A 20,411-nucleotide genomic window follows, 5' to 3' on the forward strand; every position below is an offset into this window, starting at 1 on the left:
TCCATGTGCGCCGCTGGCCAGATCAACGTCAAGACCGGAACCCTGCCAGGTTCCGGTCCGGACGAATCGCGCCGGCCTGCTGTCACCGGCACCGACTGTGGCGCCGGTGACACCCTGTGCGTTGGAGTGATTCTGGGCTTCCCGCCGGAGATCGCCAAGGAGCTCCAGGAATGGCGCGCTTCCTTTGGTGATCCCATGGCCGAGGTCATTCCGGCGCACATCACCCTGATCACCACCACCCCCACCCAGGACTGGGCCGCTACCCGGGACCACGTCAGGGCCGTCGCCCGTGCACAGAAGCCTTTCACCATCACCATCTCCGGCACCGGGTCCTTCCGGCCTGTGTCACCAGTGGTATTCGTCAACGTGGAGGAGGGCTTTGAAGAGTGCGTGCAGTTGCACGAAAAACTCCAGACCGGCCCCTTGGAGCGGTTACTTCCTTTCCCGTACCACCCGCATGTGACCGTGGCGCACGACGTCGCCCAGGAAAACCTTGACGAGGCCGAAACGGTCCTAAGAGATTACCGGGCCACCTTTCCTGTGGTTAGCATGGGACTCTACGAGCACGACACCAATGGAATTTGGCAGCTACGGGAAGAGCTCGACTTTGGCGGGAACACTGACGAAACGAAGCAGGCGGAACCAACGTCCTCAAGCGGACAGTCCTCCGCTGCCCATTGAGCTGGCAAAGCTCAAACTCCAGCTGCTCCACAAACGCCAGGAATGGGGCCAGGCCAAAAGAGCCGGTGCAGGCTTGCCACAAAAGGCCGGCGCGTTCTTTGCCCTGTTCATGGCCAGGCTCAATACCAACCGGGCCATGCGTTCCTTCCAGCACTACAGCAGGCAACACGGTCCGCTGCTGAGCGCCGGTATCGGCTTCAACATGTTTTTCTCCGTCACTGGTCTCCTCACCACAGGGTTTGCGGTGGCGGGCATTGTGTTGGGTGGCAATCCGGTCCTGACCGACGCTGTGATCCGGAGCGTCGCCTCGGCAGCCCCCGGGTTGCTGCAGGTGGATGGCCGGGATGGCCTGGTGGATCCGCAGACGCTTTTGAACCCGTCGGGACTTGGCTGGACGGCGGTCATCGCAGCGGTGGTCACCATCTACACCTCCCTGGGGTGGATAGCGAGCGTGCGCGAGGGGGTCCGCGGCGTCATGGACGCCGACCCCCTGCAGCGCAGCCCCATTCTGCAGAAGCTGGTCGACGCCGGCACGCTGTTGCTCCTGGGCGTCATCCTCGTGGTCAGCGCCGGAGCCTCCCTGGTGTTCGGCACTGCTGCGGACGTGCTGTTTGATTTCCTTCGGCTAGATGAGGCCGTGGCGGCCCCGGTGGCGGCCGTGGTCAAGATCGTCGTCCCCCTCCTGCTCAACTGCGCGACGGCGGCAGTCCTGTTCCGCATCGCCGGTGGCCTTAAGCTGGGGCGACAACCCTTCCTGGAGGGTGTGGTGCTTGCCGGCGTGGGCACCACGGTCCTGCAGATCTTCAGCACGGAATTGTTGGCCCGGGCAGGCAACAACCCGGTCCTGGCATCGTTCGCGATCATCATCGGGCTGCTGATCTGGTTCAACCTGGTGAGCCAGGTCTACCTGGTATCGGCTTCCTGGGCCGCCATCCGGGAAGCTGACCTGAAGGCCGGGGAGAGTCCGCGGAAGAAGTTCCTCGGCTCACGCCGTGCCACGCCCCAAACCTGACTGATCCCCTCGCATGGAGGCGCCATGAACAACCAACTGTGGATCGCCTGCCTCCTGGGGGCAGCGGCCGGGTTGATCGTGGGCCAGCTGATCTTCGAGTCACCCTTCGCGGGGATTCTGGTGGGGCTCGGGCTCGGGGCGCTGGTGGGCGCGGCAACTGGACCCCGGCGTGAATGACCTCGCAGCCGAATCAGGGGGCGGACACCAGCCCTTCCCACGCCACGGTCCAGTCCGCAGGAAATCCGGGAGCATGGCGCGAGGGTCCGTTGTCCCAGCCGGCTGCCATGAGGGCCACGGCGGCCAGCAGTCCGCCATTGCCCGGAAGGTACAGGGGCAGCGAATCCGTTTGCCGGTTGTGCCCGTTCGGCAGGACGGTGTTCTTTCCAGCGTCGAGCAGGAGCGCATTGACTGCCGCCTGGGGATCTTCCAGACGTGCGGCTGTCATGGCCATGACAGGGTAGTCCCAGCCCCAGGTGCTGTCCCAGTCCCAATCCGCCAGCACTCCTGACAGTGTTGCCCGCATGATGTCCGGATCAATCACGTCCGTCCGCGGCAGCAGGCCCAGCGCGCACAGCATGGATGGATGGTCGGTGCGGATGGTGAAGGGCTCGACGTCAATGGCGGCATAGACTCCGTCCTTCACCCGGGGTTCCACCATTCCGGCGGCCACGTCCTGCCAGGCGGCCACAGGCTCCAGGCCCAGCCTCTTCCGCCATTCCGACGCGATGGTCAGGGCCCACTGCCAGTAGGCCAGTTCGAAGGTCGGGTTGCTGACCCTGCTGCGGATGGAGCCGTAGCTCTCCTGCGCCGGAACCAGCGGGGGGCCGAGCTCAAAACCGCGCTGCGTTGGGTGGGCAAAGCCGGCCATGAACGCCGCAGACTCGAAGACAATCTCAGCGAACTCTTCCAGGACCTCACGCCCGGGGTTGGCCCGGTACAGCAGTTCAGCGAGATAGATCGGGTGCGGCTGCTGCCAGATGAGGAACGTCCCGATCGTGCTGGGGCTTTCCCTCCCGTCGGGTCCCACCTGCTTGGGCCAGCGCACTCCATCGAAGCCCTGCGCCTTGGCGGTTTGGCGGGACGTTTCCAGGACTGTTGAGTACCACCTGAGCGAGGGCAACAGAAGCTCCGGCCTGTTCCACTGGGCGAAGTGCGCGGCATGCCACCAGTGCATCTCCAGGTGGAACCGGCCGCGCCAGGAGTTGCACACCAACCCGGTTTCCTGAGGCGGCAACGAGCCCGAGCAGTTGATGGCGGTCAGGTACTGCGACAGGACAATACGCCGCTCCAGTTCCTTGGCCCGCGGATCATTGGTGGCATCAAGCTCGATCGCTCCGCCCGAGCGCCAGAACCCCGGCCAGTAGGCTGCCGACGCTGCCGCGACACTGCTTCCGGCGCCCTGTTCCGTTGAAGGCACGACGCCGGAATCCGGTTCCGTTCCCAGGCCCACCAAGGGCGCGGCCCGTCCAGGCCTGTTGTTGCCCCGCGGAATGCAGTCACCGTCTCCGGAGGACAGGAAGGCGAGGGAGAGATCGAGGGTGCCGGATGGCTGTCCCGGTCCGATCCGGAGTGAATGCCGGGCTGTCTGCTCCACGTCCAGGCCCCGGCCCGTGACGATCACGGCATAGCGGGAGTCATCCAGTTCCCGGTCCACAACCCAGCTCGTGGTGTCCTGCGGTCCGGCATCGGCCGGCAGATTGCGCCGGGTGCTGTGCGCCTCCGGCTTGGTCCAGTCGGCGGCGTCGTGCCACGCTTCCGAGCCGTACGGGAAGTCGATGCCGATCACCAGGCCCTTGCCGAGCGCCGGTGACTCGACGCGGAGGCCGAGCTCATCGCGGTCGGGGTGGCACGCCGTCGTGACTTTCACGGGGTGACCGGCCACCGCGAAGCTGCTGGTCACCACGCCGGACCAGAGGTCCAGGATCTGCTCCGCCCCGCTGATCTCCGAGGGTGTGAGGGCATGATCCTGACCGTCCTCCACCCAACGGAATCCGATCCGCGCCAGGTCCAGGCGGTGCGGGTTTGCCCTCAACCAGGTTTCGGCGTCGGACGTGTCGGTCTCACGGTCATTGACGATCTCGCCCACCATGTCCACGTAGGGTACGGGTCCGCGGGGCGAGTCGTACATGACGGTGGAGCCTGCCAGCCCGTAGGGGGTTCCCGCCGGAACGGAGTGCCAGCCCCACTGCGCTTGCGTGCCAAGGAGCGTTCCGGGGGCCCGGTCATCACGTGCTCCCACGGGGTAGGAAGCGGGGAACGTCTGGAGGCCGGTGAGATCCATGGTGAAGGCAAATTCGCCGTTGCCCACCGATACAGGACTGCGCGGATCCAGCTTGTGTTGCCGTACGTTGTGTCGCCTGGCCAGTGCCTCGCGATCAATCGGTAGCCGGGAGTGGTTCATGTCATCCTTCGCTGGGGGCCGCACCGGGTAATAGTTCACATTCAGAACTATTGACGGATACTACAGCACTTGATACGTTTCAGGAACCGTTTTCTGAGTCTGAAAGAAGCTTACCCAATGACGCGTAAATCTCTCCGTACCTTCCGCAGATCACTGGCCCTCGTGGCCGTTGCAGGGATGCTTGGCATGGCCACAGCCTGTGGCGGCAGCGACGCAGGCCAGTCCCAGGACGGCCCCGTCGAAATCCGCTTCAGCTGGTGGGGCAACGCCGGCCGGGCCGAACTGACTACCAAGGCAATCCAGGAATTCGAGGCAGCCAACCCTGACATCAAGGTCAAACCCGAATACGGCGACATCAGCGGCTATTTCGACAAGTTGGCCACCCAGGTAGCCGCCAACGACGCTCCAGACGTCATCACCATGGGCGGCGCCTACCCGGCTGAGTACGCCAACCGCGGCGCTTTGTTGGACTTGTCCAAGGCCGGCAGCGCACTTGACCTGTCCAAGCTGGACCAGGGTGCGTTGGAAAACGGCCAGGTCAAGGGCACCCAGTACGGCGTCTCCACCGGGGCCAACGCACTGGCGATCGTCGTGAACCCCGCAGTTTTCCAGGCTGCCGGCGTCTCGCTTCCGGATGACAGCACGTGGACCTGGGACGACTTCGCCCGCATTGCCGGCGACATCACGTCCAAGAGCCCCAAGGGGACCTATGGAACGGCTACTGTACTGACCCACGATTCCCTGGACGCTTTCGCCCGCCAGCGGGGGGAGTCGCTGTACACCCAGGACGGTGAACTGGGACTGGGAAAGGACACGGTCAAGGAGTACTTCGACTTCTCCGTCAAGCTGAGTGAATCAGGCGCAGCCCCCAGTGCTTCGGAGACAGTGGAGAAGCTCAACGTCAGCACCGAGCAGACACTCATGGGCATGGGCCAGGCGGGCATGATGCTCACTTGGAGCAATTCCCTCTCCGCCCTCAGCAAGGCCTCCGGCGCCGAACTCAAGCTCCTGAAGCTCCCGGGCGAGAAGCCGACGCCCGGTATCTGGCTGCAGTCGTCCCAGTTCTACACGATTTCCGCGCGGAGCAAGCACACCGAGGCAGCTGCCAAACTGGTCAATTTCCTGGTGAACAACGAGTCCGCGGCCAAGATCATCCAGAGCGACCGCGGCGTCCCGAGCAACGCCGGCATGCGGACGGCCATCCAGGACCTGCTGACCCCCACAGGCAAGGTTGAAGCCGAATACATTGACCAGATTGGCAAGATGGACTTCGCGCCGACCTACATCGGACCCACGGGCTCAACGGCCGTCTCGGAAATCACGGCGCGCATCAACACCGAGGTCCTCTTCAAGCGACTCACGCCGGAGAAAGCGGCCGAGCAGTGGCTCAGCGAAAGCAAGGCCGCCATCGGCAAGTAACACACTCCACCACACCCAACTGGGTCGCATTTGTGCGCGTTTTGACGGCTCAAAACGCGCACAAATGCGACCCAGTTGGGTCAGGCCGGTCCTGTTAGGCGGGGTCGCTGGTCTCCAAGTACGGATCCGCCCACGCGCCGATGATGCGTGCCACCCGCGCCGCCTGGCCCTTCCCTGTGAGCAGATGTTCGCTGCCCTCCAGCGAAATGAAGCTGCGGGGATGCCGGGCGGTACGGAAGATCTCACTGGCGTTGTCGATGCCCACGGTGTTGTCGGTAGGGGAGTGCATCACCATCAGGGGGCGGTGGAGGGTCCGGATGCAGTCCCGAAGATCCGCGCGTTCCACGTCCTCCACGAAATGCCGGCGGATCTCCATGGGCCGCCCGCCCAGGTCCACCACCGCACTGCCATCACGCAGGATCGAATCGATCTCGGCGTCGAACATGTGTTCCACATGCTTGGGTTCGTAGGGTGCGCCCACTGTCACCACGGCCTTCACCTCGGGAAGGTCGCGGGCCGCGGCCAGCACGGCCGCGCCGCCGAACGAATGTCCCACGATCAGGGAGACCGCCCGGCCCTGCTCCTGCATGAAGCCCGCCGCCCGGATGGTGTCGGCTACCTTCACGCTGAAGGAACCTGCCGACCACTCGCCCTCCGAGCCGCCCAGGCCCAGGTTGTCGAACCGCAGCATGCCCACGCCCTGGTCGGCGAGCCCCTTGCAGATCCGCGACGCGGCCGGGCTGTCCTTGCCCAGCGTCAGTCCGTGGGAGTACAGGCCCCAGCCCCGGATGTCTCCTTCGGGCACATCCACAATGCCTGCCAGGACATCGCCCGTGCTTCCTGTGAAGGTAATCTTTTCGGATCGTGACACGCTGCTGGTCTCCTTGGGGATGGCGGTGGTTGCGGCAGTGGATTAACGACGACGGCGCCGGTCACCAGCAGTGGTGAGCGGCGCCGTCGTCGTGCTGTTCCTCAGGGAACGGCGACTAGATCTTGCGGGACAGGATGGCCTGCTTGACCTCGGCGATGGCCTTGGTCACCTGGATGCCACGCGGGCAAGCCTCGGAGCAGTTGAAGGTGGTGCGGCAGCGCCACACGCCTTCTTTGTCGTTGAGGATTTCAAGGCGCATGTCGCCGGCATCATCACGGGAGTCGAAGATGAAGCGGTGTGCGTTGACGATCGCTGCCGGGCCGAAGTACTGGCCATCGGTCCAGAAGACCGGGCAGGACGAGGTGCAGGCAGCGCAGAGGATGCACTTGGTGGTGTCGTCAAAGCGCTCACGGTCCTCAACGGACTGCAGGCGTTCCTTGGTGGGCTCGTGGCCCTTGTTGATCAGGAACGGCATGACTTCACGGAAGGACTGGAAGAACGGCTCCATGTCCACAATCAAGTCCTTCTCCACCGGAAGGCCCTTGATGGGCTCAACGGTGATGGGCTTGGTGGTGTCGAGGTCCTTCAGCAGGGTCTTGCACGCAAGGCGGTTGCGGCCGTTGATGCGCATGGCATCCGAACCACATACACCGTGGGCGCAGGAGCGGCGGAACGAAACCGTGCCGTCGATTTCCCACTTGACCTTGTGCAAGGCGTCCAGCACGCGGTCCGTGCCGTACATGGTCAGCTTGTAGTCGTCCCAACGGGCTTCGTCGGAGATCTCGGGATCATACCGGCGGACACGCAGCGTGATGTGGAACGTGGGGATCTCACCGTCGCCGGCAACGCTGGCGGGCAGCTCGATCTTGGAAGCGGGCTCTGCCATTTCGGTGGTCATTAGTACTTACGCTCCATCGGCTCGTAACGGGTGAAGACAACGGGCTTCGTCTCGAGACGGATGCCCGCAACGGACTCGGCAGACGAGTCGGCGGTGACGGTGTTGTCCAGGTAAGCCATGGAGTGCTTCATGAACTTCTCGTCGTCGCGGTCCGGGAAGTCTTCGCGGTAGTGGCCACCACGGGACTCTTCACGGTGGAGTGCACCAACGGTCATGACCTTTGCCATGTCGAGCAGGAAGCCAAGTTCCACGGCTTCCAGGAGGTCCAGGTTGAAGCGCTTGCCCTTGTCCTGGACGGTGACGTTCTTGTAGCGCTCTTCGAAGGAAGCGATGTCGCTCAGGACCTGCTGCAGCGACTCCTTGGTACGGAACACCTGCATGTTGGCGTCCATGGTGTCCTGCAGTTCCTTGCGGATCTGGGCTACGCGCTCGGTGCCCGTGCCGTTGAGCAGGCTGTCCAGGATGCCGCGGGTCATGCCCTCAGGGTTCTCCGGGAGCTCAACGTAGCCGGCAGTCTTGGCGTATTCGGCCGCAGCGATGCCTGCGCGCTTGCCGAACACGTTGATGTCCAGCAGCGAGTTGGTGCCAAGTCGGTTCGATCCATGCACGGAAACACAGGCAACCTCGCCGGCAGCGAAGAGGCCGGGGACAACGGTGTCGTTGTCCTGGAGGACCTCGGTGGCGATGTTGGTGGGGATGCCGCCCATGGCGTAGTGGGCCGTGGGGAACACCGGCACGGGGTCGGTGAAGGGCTCTACGCCGAGGTACGTACGGGCAAACTCGGTGATGTCCGGGAGCTTGGCTTCGATGTGCTCCGGCTCCAGGTGCGTGAGGTCCAGGAGGACGTAGTCCTTGTTCGGACCGCACCCGCGGCCTTCGCGGACCTCGTTGGCCATGGCGCGGGCCACGATGTCACGGGGTGCGAGGTCCTTGATGGTGGGGGCGTAACGCTCCATGAAGCGTTCGCCGTCGGAGTTACGGAGGATGGCGCCTTCACCGCGTGCACCCTCGGTGAGGAGGATGCCCAGGCCGGCCAGGCCGGTCGGGTGGAACTGGAAGAACTCCATGTCCTCCAGCGGGATACCGCGGCGGAAAGCGATGCCCATGCCGTCACCGGTAAGGGTGTGGGCGTTGGAGGTGGTCTTGAAGACCTTGCCCGCACCGCCGGAGGCGAAGACTACGGACTTGGCCTGGAACACGTGGAGTTCGCCGGAAGCGAGGTCGTAGGAGACCACGCCGGCAACACGCTTCTGCTTGTACGTGGTTCCGTCTTCGCGGACGGCGTCCTCTTCAACCAGCAGGAGGTCAAGGACGTAGTACTCGTTGTAGAACTCGACGTTGTGCTTGACGCAGTTTTGGTACAGCGTCTGCAGGATCATGTGGCCGGTACGGTCGGCGGCGTAGCAGGCACGGCGAACCGGAGCCTTGCCGTGGTCACGGGTGTGGCCACCGAAACGGCGCTGGTCGATGCGGCCTTCGGGCGTGCGGTTGAAGGGCAAACCCATCTTTTCCAGGTCCAGCACGGCGTCGATGGCTTCCTTGGCCATGACTTCGGCTGCGTCCTGGTCAACCAGGTAGTCGCCACCCTTGATGGTGTCGAACGTGTGCCATTCCCAGTTGTCTTCCTCGACATTGGCAAGCGCTGCACACATGCCGCCCTGGGCTGCACCGGTGTGGGAACGGGTGGGGTAGAGCTTGGTCAGTACCGCGGTGCGTGCGCGCTGACCGGACTCGATCGCGGCGCGCATGCCGGCGCCACCGGCACCGACAATGACGACGTCGTACTTATGGACCTGCATACTGGATGCTCTCTCTTTCAGAAATTCAGATGGTCGGCGGAGCCTGCTCCGCAAAGGAAGGCGCGGCCGGTCCCGGGCGGGGTCGGCCACGCCGTGGAAGCGGCTAAGGCGCCGGGCAGAAACCGCCGGGAAGCTGGACGCCGTCGACGACCGGGCACGGATCGAAGGTGAAGATCACCAGGGTGCCGAGGATGATGATCACCACGGTTGCGGCGTAGAGGACCGTCTTCAGCCAGAAGCGGGTGGAGTCCTTCTCTGCGTAGTCGTTGATGATGGTCCGGACTCCGTTGGTGCCGTGGAGCATGGCCAGCCACAGCATGGCCAGGTCCCAGAACTGCCAGAACGGATCGGCCCATTTGCCGGCAACAAAGCCGAAGTCGATGGCGTGGATGCCTTCGCCCACCAGCAGGTTCACAAACAGGTGGCCGAAAATGAGGATGACCAGAACGACGCCGGAAAGACGCATGAACAGCCATGCGAGCATTTCGAAGTTGCCGCGGCTGCTGCCGGTGCGGTTGTACTTCGGGGCGATCTTGCCGCTGCGGGGGGACTGGATGGTGGTCATGGCTTAGTGGCCTCCCAGCGCGAGGGAAAGGTGGCGGATGGCGAACCCTGCGAACGTGACCAGCCACAGCGCAAGCACGACCCAGAGCAGCTGGCGCTGGTACTTGGCGCCCTTCTTCCAGAAGTCGATGGCGATCACGCGCAGGCCGTTGAAGGCGTGGAAGATGATCGCAGCGACCAGGCCCGTTTCGCCCAGGGCCATGAGGGGGTTCTTGTAGGCGCCGATAACGGCGGTGTAGGCCTCAGGGGACACGCGCACCAGTGAGGTGTCCAGCACATGGACCAACAAGAAGAAAAAGATCACTACACCGGTGATACGGTGTCCAACCCAGGACCACATGCCTTCACGGCCGCGGTACAAGGTGCCAGCTGGTTTTGTCGGCACTGAATAAACCTTCCTGCAACACAGCGGCGCTGGCATGGGATCCACGCGGGGGGAACGCCTGCTGCGAGAGCACTCGTAGCTCACGCCTAAATCTAGGCTTCGCTTACAGCTTATTCAATTTAGGACGGGCTTCTTTGCTTGTAAATTCCATGTGTCCTGCCCGTATTCCGGCGATTTATCCCTCCGTTTGAGACGAAAGCCACATGTGTGGCGAACTGCCGGTCCCGGGTGCTGCGTCCGATAAAGTGTTGCAGTGAGTACAGAAGACGTGACAATTCCGGAATCGCCGTTGAACCGCTTCCATGCGGTTATTCCGGCGGGTGGTGTGGGGACCCGGCTATGGCCACTCTCGCGTGCCGCTGCGCCCAAGTTCCTCCACGACCTGACGGGCTCCGGCAGCACGTTGTTGAGGTCCACCTACGACCGCCTCGAGCCGCTGGCCGGGGAGCGGGTGCTGGTGGTCACCGGCGAGGCCCACCGCGCCGCCGTGTGCCGGCAGTTGCCCGAAGTCGGCGACGACGAACTCGTCCTTGAAAGCGAACCCAAGGACTCAGGTGCCGCCATCGGCCTGGCTGCCGCCATCCTGCACCGCCGCGACCCGGAAACGATCATGGGCTCATTCGCCGCGGACCAGGTCATCAGTCCCGACGACCTGTTCCAGGACACCGTCCGGGAGGCCATCTTTACTGCCGCTACGGGGAAGATCGTCACCATCGGTATCAAGCCAACGCACCCTTCCACGGGATTCGGTTACATCCGTTCCGGCCAGGCACTGAAGGTGGACGGTGCCCCGAACGCCCTGACTGTCGCTGAGTTCGTCGAGAAGCCCAGCCAGGAGGTGGCCCGGAAGTACGTCGAGGCCGGAGACTACGTGTGGAACGCCGGGATGTTCGTCGCGCCCGTGTCGCTCATGCTCAAGCACCTTGAGGCGAACCAGCCTGAGCTGTTTGCCGGGCTCCAGGAAATCGCCGAAGCCTGGGACACTCCCCGGCGTGCCGAAGTGACTGCCCGGGTGTGGCCAACCCTGCCCAAGATCGCCATCGACTACGCAGTGGCCGAGCCCGCAGCGGCAGCCGGCGATGTCGCCGTCGTGCCTGGCTCTTTCCGTTGGGACGACGTTGGTGACTTTGCCGCGATCGGCCGCCTGAACAGCGCCGGCGACGTCGACGAAGTGACCGTCCTGGGTGAGGGAGCCCGCGTTTTCGCTGAGAACGCCAGCGGCGTGGTGGTCTCCGATACCAAGCGGGTCATTGCGCTGATCGGCATCAAGGACGTGGTCATCGTGGACACGCCGGACGCCCTCCTGGTCACCACGAAGGAACATGCCCAGCTGGTCAAGGGCACCGTTGACGCGTTGAAGGCCAGCGGCGATACCGACGTCCTGTAAAGCGGAAACCTACACCGGAAGCCACCTCTTTTGTTGTCCTGCGCCTGAACGCGGCGTAACCAAGAGGTGGCTTTCGTTCGTCGTCCGCCGCGCTTGGCTAGAGTTGTGACGTGCGCAATTACACCACCGAGACCGAGCCGCCTCCCGTTGTCAGTCCTTGGGTCGATGAACTGCTTCCCGGGCTCATCGAGTTCAGGCGCGACCTCCATGCGCATCCGGAGCTGTCCTTTAAGGAGTTCCGCACCACGGACAAACTCGTGGAGCGGCTCGAAGCGGCCGGCTTGAAGCCGCGGCGGCTCGAAGGCACGGGGCTGACGGTGGATGTCGGGGAGGGGCCCATTGCCACTGCCTTGCGCGGTGACATCGACGCCCTGCCCATCATCGAAGAGACGGGCCTGCCGTTCGCATCCAAGAACCATGGCGTGACCCATGCCTGCGGCCATGACGTCCACACCACCACCATGCTGGGCATTGCCCTGGTGCTGCAGCGGATGCACAAGAACACTCCGCTCGGCGGAACCGTCCGCATCATCTTCCAGCCTGCGGAGGAGACCATGCCCGGTGGCGCGCTGTCCTGCATTGAGCAGGGTGTGCTGGAGGGTGTTCCCCGCATTCTTGCGCTGCACTGTGACCCGCGCATCAACGCCGGGCAGATCGGTACGCGCATCGGTGCCATCACGTCGGCCTCGGACACCATCAAGATCGAGTTGACGGGCCGGGGCGGGCACACGTCGCGTCCCCACTTGACCGAAGACCTGGTCTTCGCCCTGGCGCAGATTGCCGTCAACGTTCCGGCTGTCCTGTCGCGCCGCGTCGACGTGCGCAGTGGCGTTTCTGTGGTGTGGGGGCAGATTTCCGCAGGTGCAGCTCCCAATGCCATCCCCGCGTCGGGCTACATGGCGGGCACCATGCGGTGCCTTGACCGCGATGCCTGGCACAGTGCCGGCGAATTGCTGGACGAGGTCGTCAAGCAGGTGGCTGCGCCTTACGGCGTCGATGTGCACCTTGAGCACACGCGCGGCGTCCCGCCCGTGGTCAACTCGGAACACGAAACGGCGTTGATTGAGGCTGCCGCGCGCGCCGAGTTGGGCGAGAACGCGGTGGTTCTGACTCCGCAGTCCATGGGTGGCGAGGATTTTGCCTGGTTCCTCGCGGACCTTCCCGGTGCCATGATGCGCCTTGGTACCCACACTCCCGGTGGCGAGGAGTATGACCTCCACCGCGGCGACTTCATCGTCGACGAGCGCGCCCTTGGCTACGCCGTCCGGGTCCTCACCGCAGCCGCCCTGCGAACCATCCGCGACCTCAACCAGTAACCCAAGTGGGTCGCATTTGTGCGCGTTCTGAGCCGTCAAAACGCGCACAAATGCGACCCAGTTGGGTTCGGGTGGGCTGAATTAAGTTGTGCACAATGTAATTGTGAGCTACCGTTTCTCCCATGAGTGATGCTCCCCGGCTCCGCCACCAGGTCTGCTTTGCGCTGTACTCGGCGTCGAAAGCCGCGACGGCGGTCTACCGCCCGGTGCTCGACGACCTCGGCCTGACCTACCCGCAGTATCTGGTGATGCTGGTGCTTTGGGAGGAGGAGCCGCGGAGCGTCCGCGCGCTTGGCGCCGAACTGGGCCTGGACTCCGGCACGCTGTCGCCGTTGCTGAAGCGTCTTGAGGCCATGGGCCTCGTGGAGCGGCACCGCTCGGCGGAGGACGAGCGGCGTGTGGACGTGGTCCTCACCGACGCCGGAACCCGCCTGAGCGCCAAAGCGCAAGCCGTGCCCCTGCGCCTGGCCGAAGCAGCGGGCCTGTCGGCTGACGAAATGGCCCAGCTGCATGCCACCCTCGGGAAGCTCACCGCCGCCCTCCATGCGGCACCCTGACTTTTCCGCTGCACCACAATCCACCACAGAGAAGGGGACAGACCCATGAAGACCCTGTACACCGCAGAGGCCTTGGCTTCCGGCGAAGGCCGTGACGGCAATGCCCGCACCAACGACGGCAAACTGGATGTCGCCCTCGCCAGCCCTGTAGAACTGGGCGGCAACGGCCAAGGCACCAACCCTGAACAACTGTTCGCGGCAGGATATGCAGCCTGCTTCCACTCGGCCCTGCGCCTGGTGGGCCGCAAGGAGCGTGTGGACCTGACCGACTCCGCCGTCGCAGCCAAGGTCCACATCGGCGCCCTTCCGGACGGAGTGGGATTCGGGCTGGCGGCCGAACTCGAGATTGCCCTGCCGGCACTGGAGCGCGGCAAGGCCGAGGAGCTGATGGCCAAAGCGCACAGGATCTGCCCCTACTCGAACGCAACACGCGGCAACATGGCCGTCGACCTGAAACTGGTGGAGTTCGCCGCATGAGCATTCCAGAGACGGCAATGCCCGCCACTACCCGCGAAATCCACCTGGCCTCGCGCCCGTCGGGCCGGCCGGTCCCGGACAACTTCCGGCTCGTCACCGCTCCCGTGCAGGAACTGAAGAGCGGCCAGATCCTGGTGCGGAACCAGTACATGTCCGTCGATCCTTACATGCGTGGCCGCATGAATGACACGAAGTCCTATTCGGCTCCCTTCCGCCTTGATGCAGCGCTCGACGGCGGTGCGGCAGGTGAGGTGATCGCGTCCCGTTCGGACGCGCACAAGGTGGGTGACGTCGTCGTGCATCAACTGGGGTGGCGGGACCACGCGGTGGTGGACGCCACCGCGGCAACCGTGGTGCCCAAGGGGCTGGCTCCGACGCCGGCCTTCCTTGGGGCGCTGGGCATGACCGGGCTGACCGCCTACGCCGGATTGCTCAAGGTGGCCGGATTCAAGGAAGGGGACGTCGTCTTCGTGTCCGGTGCAGCCGGAGCCGTGGGGTCAATGGTGGGCCAGATTGCCAAGGCAATGGGCGCCGGGAAAGTAATCGGCAGTGCGGGTTCGGCGGACAAGGTTGCCAGGTTGCTGGACCTGGGCTTTGACGCCGCCTTCAACTACAACGACGCTCCGGTGCTGGAGCAGTTGCGTCAGGCAGCGGGGGACCGCGGTATCGACGTGTACTTCGACAACGTCGGGGGCGACCACCTGGAAGCTGCTTTGGACACACTGACCGTGGGCGGGCGCGTGGCCATGTGCGGAGCGATAGCACAATACAACTCCACCGAGCCCCCGGCTGCGCCCAGGAACCTCGCTGTGGCCATCGGCAAGCAGTTGACGCTGCGTGGCTTCCTGGTGGGTGGCCAACGCGCCCATGCCGCCGAATTCAGGGAAAGGATGGCTGCGTGGCTGGCTGATGGGACGGTCCGCTACGACGAGACAATCGTGGACGGTTTGGAGAACGCCCCGCAGGCGTTTATCGATCTGCTGGACGGGGCCAATACGGGAAAGATGCTCGTCCGCTTGTGACGCAACAGCCCGGCTACTGCTTGGTAACAAAAGGTCAACAATCTGCCGCGGTGCCCGGGATTGTGCTATCCGGGTGTGGTCCAGCCCACTAGTGTTGGTGTCACCAAGTGCGCCTCGGCGCAGTGCTGCGAAGCATCAGTGAAAACAGAATTTCTGCCTCAGGTATAGGAAACGGACACTCATTGACCATCCGTCGTAGCCCACACCACTTTCTTCCTGGAGGAAAATTGAAGAAACCACTGCGCGCCGCCCTGAAGCGCGGTTCAATGGCTGGTGTCGCAACTGTTGGCGCAGCAGCGCTCCTGCTGACCGGTTGCGGCCAGGCTCCCGACGCCGGCTCCGGTGCGGCCACCAAGAGTGACTACACCGGCTGCATCGTGTCCGACTCCGGCGGATTCGACGACCAATCCTTCAACCAGTCCTCGTTCGAAGGCCTCAAGAAGGCTGAGACGGATCTTGGCATAACCGTCAAGTCCGCAGAGTCCAAGGCCAACAGCGACTTCGAGACCAACCTCAACGGCATGATCTCCGCCGGGTGCAACCTGACCGTCACCGTTGGCTTCCTCCTGGGCGATGCCACCAAGGCCGCTGCGGAAAAGAACACGGACAAGCACTTCGCGATCGTTGACTACTCGTACGAGACGCCGATCGCCAACGTCAAGCCGATCGTCTACGACACCGCCCAGGCCGCATACCTGGCCGGTTACGCAGCGGCCGCCACGTCCAAGACCGGCAAGGTGGGTACCTTCGGCGGTATCAAGATCCCCACGGTCACCATCTTCATGGACGGTTTCTACGACGGCGTCCAGGCCTACAACAAGGCCAAGGGCAAGTCTGTCCAGGTTGTCGGCTGGGACAAGGCCACGCAGGACGGTTCCTTCACGGGTGACTTTGAGAAGCAGGACACCGGCAAGCAGGTCACGCTCAACCTCCTGGACCAGGGCGCGGACATCGTGATGCCCGTCGCCGGACCTGTGGGCAAGGGTGCAGGTGCTGCCCTGAAGGAAGCCAAGGCTGCCGGCAAGGACGTCAAGCTCATCTGGGTCGACTCGGACGGCTACCTCACCGCTCCCGAGTACAAGGACCTCATGCTGACCTCCGTGGTCAAGCAGATGGGCGAGGCCGTGGAGTCCGTGGTGAAGGACGACAAGGACGGCAAGTTCAGCAACGAAGCCTACGTTGGCACCTTGGCCAACGATGGCGTTGCGATCGCACCGTTCCACGACCTCGATTCCGCCGTCTCCTCCGAGACCAAATCGGAACTGGATGCCCTGAAGGCTGACATCGCCTCCGGCAAGCTGGTCGTTGAGTCGGCTGCGAGCCCCAAGAAGTAAACAATTCCTCGACGCGCCGCCAGTACCGGGCCCCGGTACTGGCGGCGCGTTTTTGCCCTGACTACGCTGCTACCAAAAGGTAGTGGGCAGTACAGCCGTCCCTCGGACTCACAGAACGGTGGGAGTTGTGAAACTCGAACTGAAGGGGATCTCGAAAGCCTTCGGGACCTTCTACGCCAATCAAGACATTGACCTCGTGGTTGAATCCGGCCAGATCCATTGCCTCCTGGGTGAGAATGGCGCCGGAAAATCGACCCTCATGAATGTGCTGTATGGACTTTATGAGCCAACAGCCGGACAAATCCTCGTGGATGACCAGCCCGTCACCTTCCGCGGCCCCGGAGATGCCATGGCGGCGGGGATCGGCATGGTGCACCAGCACTTCATGCTCGTCCCGGTTTTCACGGTGGCCGAAAACGTGGCCCTGGGTGCCGAACCTACGTCCTTCGGCGGAGTCCTCAGCATTGAGGAAACCCGCCGGAAGGTCCGTGAAATTTCCGCCAAGTATGGCTTTGATGTGGACCCTGACGCCCTGGTGGAGGACCTGCCGGTTGGCGTGCAGCAGCGCGTGGAGATCATCAAGGCATTGGTACGCGACGCCAAAGTGCTCATCCTGGACGAACCCACGGCCGTCCTCACGCCGCAGGAAACGGACGAACTCCTTGACATCATGCGCCAGCTCAAGGCTTCGGGCACATCGATCGTTTTCATCTCCCACAAGTTGCGGGAGGTAAAGGCTGTCTCGGACGTCATCACGGTCATCAGGCGCGGACAAGTGGTGGGTGATGCTCCTCCCTCGGCCTCTGCCACAGAGCTGGCTTCCATGATGGTGGGCCGCCCCGTGAGCCTGAGCCTGGACAAGGCACAGGCACAGCCCAAGGAGACCACCTTCGTGGTGGAGAACCTGACAGTCCGTGCGTCCAACGGAACCAACGTAGTGGATGGCATCAGCTTCGATATCGCACAGGGCGAGATCCTGGCGATCGCCGGTGTGCAGGGTAACGGGCAGACCGAACTGACCGAAGCGATCCTTGGCGTGCAGGAGCACGTCAGCGGCTCCGTGACCCTGGACGGAAAACAACTGCTGGGACTGCCGGTCAAGGACGTGCTGCGTTCCGGCGTCGGCTTCGTCCCGGAGGACCGCACCGTGGACGGTTTGGTGGGGCCGTTCTCGGTTGCCGAGAACCTTGTCCTGGACCTCTACGACCAAGCGCCCTTTGCCAGCGGCGTCAGCATGAAGCCCGCCAAGGTGGCCGAAAACGCCAAGGCCAAGATTGAGGAATTCGACATCCGCACCCCCTCGGCGGGTGCAGCGGCCGGCACACTCTCCGGCGGCAACCAGCAGAAGGTGGTCATGGCGCGGGAACTGTCCCGCCCCCTGCGGCTGTTCATTGCCAGCCAGCCAACGCGCGGCGTGGACGTCGGTTCCATCGAATTCCTGCATAAACGCATCGTGGCCGAACGGGACGTTGGCACACCGGTCATGATCGTGTCCACGGAGCTGGATGAAGTGATCGAGCTCGCGGACCGGATCGCCGTGCTCTACAAAGGCAAGCTCGTAGGAATCGTGCCGGCGGGGACACCGCGGGACACCCTCGGCTTGATGATGGCCGGCGTCGGCCCGGAAGGAGGCTCCCATGACGGATAGGGACCCAGCAAACGCACCCGGACCCGATCACGTGGATCCGAAGGAAACCCGTCCGGAAGACACCTCCGAAGTCCGTGCCGCCGACGTCGCCCTGGATACTGCCGGCGGCATGATGGAACCCTCCATCGTGCCGGTTTCCTCCCAAAGCGGGGACCCCGGGCACCGCCAGGGCAGCACGATGCGCCGGATCGTCATGGGCAACGGGTTCGTCTCCGTCCTGGCCGTGATCGTGGCATTGATTCTCGGCGGCCTGCTGATCGCCAGCACGGACAGCCAGGTAGCCCGGACCGCTGGGTACTTCTTCGCCCGGCCCACCGATTTCCTCAGCGCCCTGTGGAACGCCATGACGGAGAGCTACGTGGCCCTGTTCCAAGGATCTGTCTTCAACCCGCGGCAAGGTTTCCTGCCGTTGCTGGAAACCATGACCGTAGCCACGCCGCTGATTTGTGCGGGCCTCGGCGTTGCCTTGGCCTTCCGCGCGGGTCTGTTCAACATCGGTGCCCAAGGCCAGATCATCATCAGTGCCACGCTGGCCGCGTATGTGGGCTTCGCCTGGCACCTGCCGTTTGGGCTGCACCTGCTGGTGGTCATCATCATGGGTGTCCTGGGCGGTGCGGTGTGGGGCGCGATCGTTGGCATCCTCAAAGCCCGCACCGGTGCCCACGAAGTCATCGTGACCATCATGCTGAATTACGTGGCGCTGTTCCTGCTGGACTTCCTCCTGAACACCGCGGCTTTCCGGCGGCCGGGCGACAACAGTCCCATCTCGCCGCGCCTGGACGAAACGGCAACGTACCCTGTCCTGATTCCCGGGTCCCGCCTGCACCTGGGCTTCATGGTGGCAGTCCTGCTGACCTACGGCGTCTGGTGGCTGCTGAACCGTTCCACGATCGGCTTCGAGTTCCGGGCCGTGGGTGCCAACCCTGTGGCCGCCCGCACCGCCGGCGTTAAGGTTCCGCGGGCCACCATCCTGGTCATGGCGTTCGCCGGTGCCCTCGCGGCGTTCGGAGGCGTTGCCCAGGTGGCCGGTACGGAGAAGGTCCTTACTGGCGGCGTGGCAGCCCAGATCGGCTTCGACTCCATCACCGTGGCCCTGCTGGGCCGGAGCACGCCGTGGGGGACGTTCTTCGCCGGGCTCCTGTTCGGCGCTTTCCGTGCCGGTGCCGTCCAGATGCAGATCCAAACGGGAACCCCCATCGACATCGTGCTGGTGGTGCAGTCCCTGATCGTGCTGTTCATCGCGGCGCCCCCGCTGATCAGGTCGCTGTTCCGGCTGGAACCGAAGAAGAAGACCAAGAAGCCCAAGGCCACCGGCAAAGCTGAGCTGGCCAACGCCACCGGAGGTGCCAAGTGAGCGCAACATCCACCGCTCCGCGTTCCGGAGCAACCGCCCTGCCCGGCTTCAGGCCTTCCCTGAAGGTTCCGCTGTCCCTGGGTGTCTTAGCCCTGATTGCGTTGGTCTTTTTCGGCCTGATGGGTCCGGACCAGACCGCGGAGATGAAGATCAGCGATCCCGGTGACGCCGTCGCCGTCCCCGCCCTCCTCATTCCGGGCCAATCAGGCGGGGTGGTGCTCGGCATCCTCCTGCTGGCCATTGCCGCGTACTCGATCTTCCTGTGGACCCGGGGCGAACGGTCTCCCAAATGGTTGCCCATAGCTTTCGCCGTGCTGTTCGTGTTTGCCCTGCTGGTGTGGATCGTTGCGGGCGCTCGCCAGCCATCCATTTCCCTGGCCGGCCTCGTGGCGGGCTCCGTGACCCTGGCCGTGCCGTTGGTGTTCGGCTCCCTCTCCGGTGTCCTGTGTGAACGCGTGGGCGTGGTGAACATCGCGATCGAGGGCCAGCTGCTCGGTGGTGCCTTCACGGCGGCATTGGTGGCTACCGTGACGGGCAGCCCGTACGTGGGGTTGATCGCGGCAGCGGCTGCAGGTGCTGCCGTCTCCATGGTCCTGGCGGTCTTCAGCATCAAGTACCTCGTCAACCAGATCATTGTGGGCGTGGTGCTGAACGTGCTGGTATCGGGCCTCACCGGCTTCCTGTTCGGCACCGTAATGGTGCCCAACAAGGAACAGTTCAACACCCCTGGCCGCCTGGACATCCTGCCCATCCCGCTGTTGTCCGACATTCCGATCATCGGCCCCATCCTGTTCGAACAGTCGATCGCCGGTTACCTGATGTACATCGCGGTCGCCGTGGTGTGGTTCGGGCTGTTCAAGACCCGCTGGGGCCTGCGGGTCCGTGCGGTGGGCGAGCACCCGCAGGCCGCTGACACCCTGGGTATCAACGTCAATGCCACGCGGTTCTGGAACGTCACGCTGGGCGGTGCGATCGCCGGTATCGGTGGAGCGGTGTTCACGCTGGTGACCATCGACTCCTTCACCAAGGACATCTCGGGCGGACGCGGCTTTATCGCGTTGGCGGCGCTGATCTTCGGGCGCTGGAACCCGATCGGGGCGTTCCTGGCTTCGCTGCTGTTCGGCTTCGCCTACAACCTGCAGTCGATCCTGGGCATCATCGGTACTCCCGTTCCGAGCCAGTTCATGGCCATGCTGCCGTACTTGGTGACCATCTTCGCCGTCGCCGGTTTGGTGGGTAAGTCGCGGCCACCGGCCGCCAGCGGCATACCGTACGTGAAAGGTTGA

At 64.0% G+C, this 20,411-nt stretch carries 19 protein-coding genes; 13 read left to right on the forward strand and 6 right to left on the reverse strand.

Features of this window, described 5'->3' with window-relative positions; all coding sequences use genetic code 11:
* Positions 1–3: 3 nt before the first annotated feature.
* Genes ACUYMZ_RS07040 through ACUYMZ_RS07050 form a run of 3 tightly spaced genes read left to right on the forward strand, consistent with a single transcriptional unit; the run spans position 4 to position 1,870 of the window.
* On the forward strand, positions 4–681 hold the full coding sequence (locus tag ACUYMZ_RS07040; RefSeq protein WP_442423937.1) for a 2'-5' RNA ligase family protein: 678 nt from the start codon (positions 4–6) through the stop codon (positions 679–681).
* Positions 608–1,693, forward strand: a complete 1,086-nt coding sequence (locus ACUYMZ_RS07045) for a YihY/virulence factor BrkB family protein (protein WP_426006437.1) — start codon at positions 608–610, stop codon at positions 1,691–1,693. The genes ACUYMZ_RS07040 and ACUYMZ_RS07045 overlap by 74 nt, the downstream gene beginning before the upstream one ends.
* Positions 1,694–1,717: 24 nt before the next feature.
* The gene (locus ACUYMZ_RS07050) at positions 1,718–1,870 is read left to right on the forward strand and encodes a hypothetical protein (protein ID WP_426006438.1); all 153 of its coding nucleotides are present in this window, start codon (positions 1,718–1,720) and stop codon (positions 1,868–1,870) included.
* Between the two features lie 13 nt (positions 1,871–1,883).
* Here ACUYMZ_RS07050 and ACUYMZ_RS07055 read toward each other — a convergent pair whose 3' ends face one another.
* Complete coding sequence (locus ACUYMZ_RS07055) at positions 1,884–4,094, reverse strand: hypothetical protein (RefSeq protein WP_481602574.1); 2,211 nt, start codon at positions 4,092–4,094, stop codon at positions 1,884–1,886.
* 117 nt (positions 4,095–4,211) lie between these two features.
* On the opposite strand from ACUYMZ_RS07055, the gene ACUYMZ_RS07060 reads away from it, so the two are divergent.
* Positions 4,212–5,513 carry an ABC transporter substrate-binding protein gene (locus tag ACUYMZ_RS07060; protein WP_442423935.1) on the forward strand — a complete coding sequence of 434 codons (1,302 nt, stop codon included), beginning with the start codon at positions 4,212–4,214 and terminating at the stop codon, positions 5,511–5,513.
* Between the two features lie 94 nt (positions 5,514–5,607).
* On the opposite strand, the gene ACUYMZ_RS07065 is transcribed toward ACUYMZ_RS07060, so the two are convergent.
* The 5 genes from ACUYMZ_RS07065 to sdhC all read right to left on the reverse strand — a co-directional run bounded on the left by ACUYMZ_RS07065 (position 5,608) and on the right by sdhC (position 10,030).
* Positions 5,608–6,384 carry an alpha/beta hydrolase gene (locus ACUYMZ_RS07065; protein WP_481602575.1) on the reverse strand — a complete coding sequence of 259 codons (777 nt, stop codon included), beginning with the start codon at positions 6,382–6,384 and terminating at the stop codon, positions 5,608–5,610.
* A 115-nt stretch (positions 6,385–6,499) separates the two neighbouring features.
* A complete protein-coding gene (locus tag ACUYMZ_RS07070) occupies positions 6,500–7,282 on the reverse strand; it encodes a succinate dehydrogenase iron-sulfur subunit (protein WP_347110268.1) in 783 nt (260 codons plus the stop codon).
* Positions 7,282–9,081 (reverse strand): succinate dehydrogenase flavoprotein subunit, encoded by a 1,800-nt coding sequence (gene sdhA / locus ACUYMZ_RS07075; protein WP_426006443.1) that lies wholly within the window; start codon positions 9,079–9,081, stop codon positions 7,282–7,284. Before sdhA ends, ACUYMZ_RS07070 begins: the two co-directional genes overlap by 1 nt.
* 103 nt (positions 9,082–9,184) lie before the next feature.
* On the reverse strand, positions 9,185–9,646 hold the full coding sequence (locus tag ACUYMZ_RS07080) for a succinate dehydrogenase hydrophobic membrane anchor subunit (RefSeq protein WP_426006444.1): 462 nt from the start codon (positions 9,644–9,646) through the stop codon (positions 9,185–9,187).
* Positions 9,647–9,649: 3 nt separating this feature from the next.
* On the reverse strand, positions 9,650–10,030 hold the full coding sequence (sdhC, locus tag ACUYMZ_RS07085; RefSeq protein WP_011773978.1) for a succinate dehydrogenase, cytochrome b556 subunit: 381 nt from the start codon (positions 10,028–10,030) through the stop codon (positions 9,650–9,652).
* A 253-nt stretch (positions 10,031–10,283) separates the two neighbouring features.
* Between sdhC and ACUYMZ_RS07090 the strand changes: the two genes are divergently transcribed.
* From ACUYMZ_RS07090 to ACUYMZ_RS07130, 9 genes are all read left to right on the forward strand, one after another.
* Positions 10,284–11,417 (forward strand): mannose-1-phosphate guanylyltransferase, encoded by a 1,134-nt coding sequence (locus tag ACUYMZ_RS07090; protein ID WP_426006445.1) that lies wholly within the window; start codon positions 10,284–10,286, stop codon positions 11,415–11,417.
* Between the two features lie 110 nt (positions 11,418–11,527).
* Complete coding sequence (locus ACUYMZ_RS07095) at positions 11,528–12,733, forward strand: amidohydrolase (RefSeq protein WP_426006446.1); 1,206 nt, start codon at positions 11,528–11,530, stop codon at positions 12,731–12,733.
* A gap of 122 nt (positions 12,734–12,855) precedes the next feature.
* Positions 12,856–13,290: a MarR family winged helix-turn-helix transcriptional regulator gene (locus tag ACUYMZ_RS07100; RefSeq protein WP_426006447.1), complete on the forward strand. Its 435-nt coding sequence runs from the start codon at positions 12,856–12,858 to the stop codon at positions 13,288–13,290.
* 45 nt (positions 13,291–13,335) lie between these two features.
* On the forward strand, positions 13,336–13,767 hold the full coding sequence (locus ACUYMZ_RS07105) for an organic hydroperoxide resistance protein (RefSeq protein ID WP_426006449.1): 432 nt from the start codon (positions 13,336–13,338) through the stop codon (positions 13,765–13,767).
* Positions 13,764–14,789, forward strand: coding sequence for an NADP-dependent oxidoreductase (locus tag ACUYMZ_RS07110; protein WP_481602576.1), 1,026 nt, complete (start codon positions 13,764–13,766; stop codon positions 14,787–14,789). The genes ACUYMZ_RS07105 and ACUYMZ_RS07110 overlap by 4 nt, the downstream gene beginning before the upstream one ends.
* 227 nt (positions 14,790–15,016) lie before the next feature.
* Complete coding sequence (locus ACUYMZ_RS07115; protein ID WP_426006451.1) at positions 15,017–16,123, forward strand: BMP family lipoprotein; 1,107 nt, start codon at positions 15,017–15,019, stop codon at positions 16,121–16,123.
* Between the two features lie 127 nt (positions 16,124–16,250).
* On the forward strand, positions 16,251–17,771 hold the full coding sequence (locus tag ACUYMZ_RS07120) for an ABC transporter ATP-binding protein (protein ID WP_442423511.1): 1,521 nt from the start codon (positions 16,251–16,253) through the stop codon (positions 17,769–17,771).
* On the forward strand, positions 17,761–19,125 hold the full coding sequence (locus tag ACUYMZ_RS07125) for an ABC transporter permease (RefSeq protein WP_481602577.1): 1,365 nt from the start codon (positions 17,761–17,763) through the stop codon (positions 19,123–19,125). The genes ACUYMZ_RS07120 and ACUYMZ_RS07125 overlap by 11 nt, the downstream gene beginning before the upstream one ends.
* On the forward strand, positions 19,122–20,411 hold the full coding sequence (locus tag ACUYMZ_RS07130; protein ID WP_481602578.1) for an ABC transporter permease: 1,290 nt from the start codon (positions 19,122–19,124) through the stop codon (positions 20,409–20,411). The genes ACUYMZ_RS07125 and ACUYMZ_RS07130 overlap by 4 nt, the downstream gene beginning before the upstream one ends.

It is taken from the genome of Arthrobacter sp. T572 (assembly GCF_056780115.1).

Coding starts and splice junctions, on each gene's coding strand:
- ACUYMZ_RS07105 (WP_426006449.1), top strand. CDS start 13,336: ATGAAGACCCTGTACACCGCAGAGGCCTTGGCTTCCGGCGAAGGCCGT.
- ACUYMZ_RS07040 (WP_442423937.1), top strand. CDS start 4: ATGTGCGCCGCTGGCCAGATCAACGTCAAGACCGGAACCCTGCCAGGT.
- ACUYMZ_RS07050 (WP_426006438.1), top strand. CDS start 1,718: ATGAACAACCAACTGTGGATCGCCTGCCTCCTGGGGGCAGCGGCCGGG.
- ACUYMZ_RS07060 (WP_442423935.1), top strand. CDS start 4,212: ATGACGCGTAAATCTCTCCGTACCTTCCGCAGATCACTGGCCCTCGTG.
- ACUYMZ_RS07070 (WP_347110268.1), bottom strand. CDS start 7,282: ATGACCACCGAAATGGCAGAGCCCGCTTCCAAGATCGAGCTGCCCGCC.
- ACUYMZ_RS07125 (WP_481602577.1), top strand. CDS start 17,761: ATGACGGATAGGGACCCAGCAAACGCACCCGGACCCGATCACGTGGAT.
- ACUYMZ_RS07080 (WP_426006444.1), bottom strand. CDS start 9,646: ATGACCACCATCCAGTCCCCCCGCAGCGGCAAGATCGCCCCGAAGTAC.
- sdhA (WP_426006443.1), bottom strand. CDS start 9,081: ATGCAGGTCCATAAGTACGACGTCGTCATTGTCGGTGCCGGTGGCGCC.
- ACUYMZ_RS07055 (WP_481602574.1), bottom strand. CDS start 4,094: ATGAACCACTCCCGGCTACCGATTGATCGCGAGGCACTGGCCAGGCGA.
- ACUYMZ_RS07100 (WP_426006447.1), top strand. CDS start 12,856: ATGAGTGATGCTCCCCGGCTCCGCCACCAGGTCTGCTTTGCGCTGTAC.
- ACUYMZ_RS07110 (WP_481602576.1), top strand. CDS start 13,764: ATGAGCATTCCAGAGACGGCAATGCCCGCCACTACCCGCGAAATCCAC.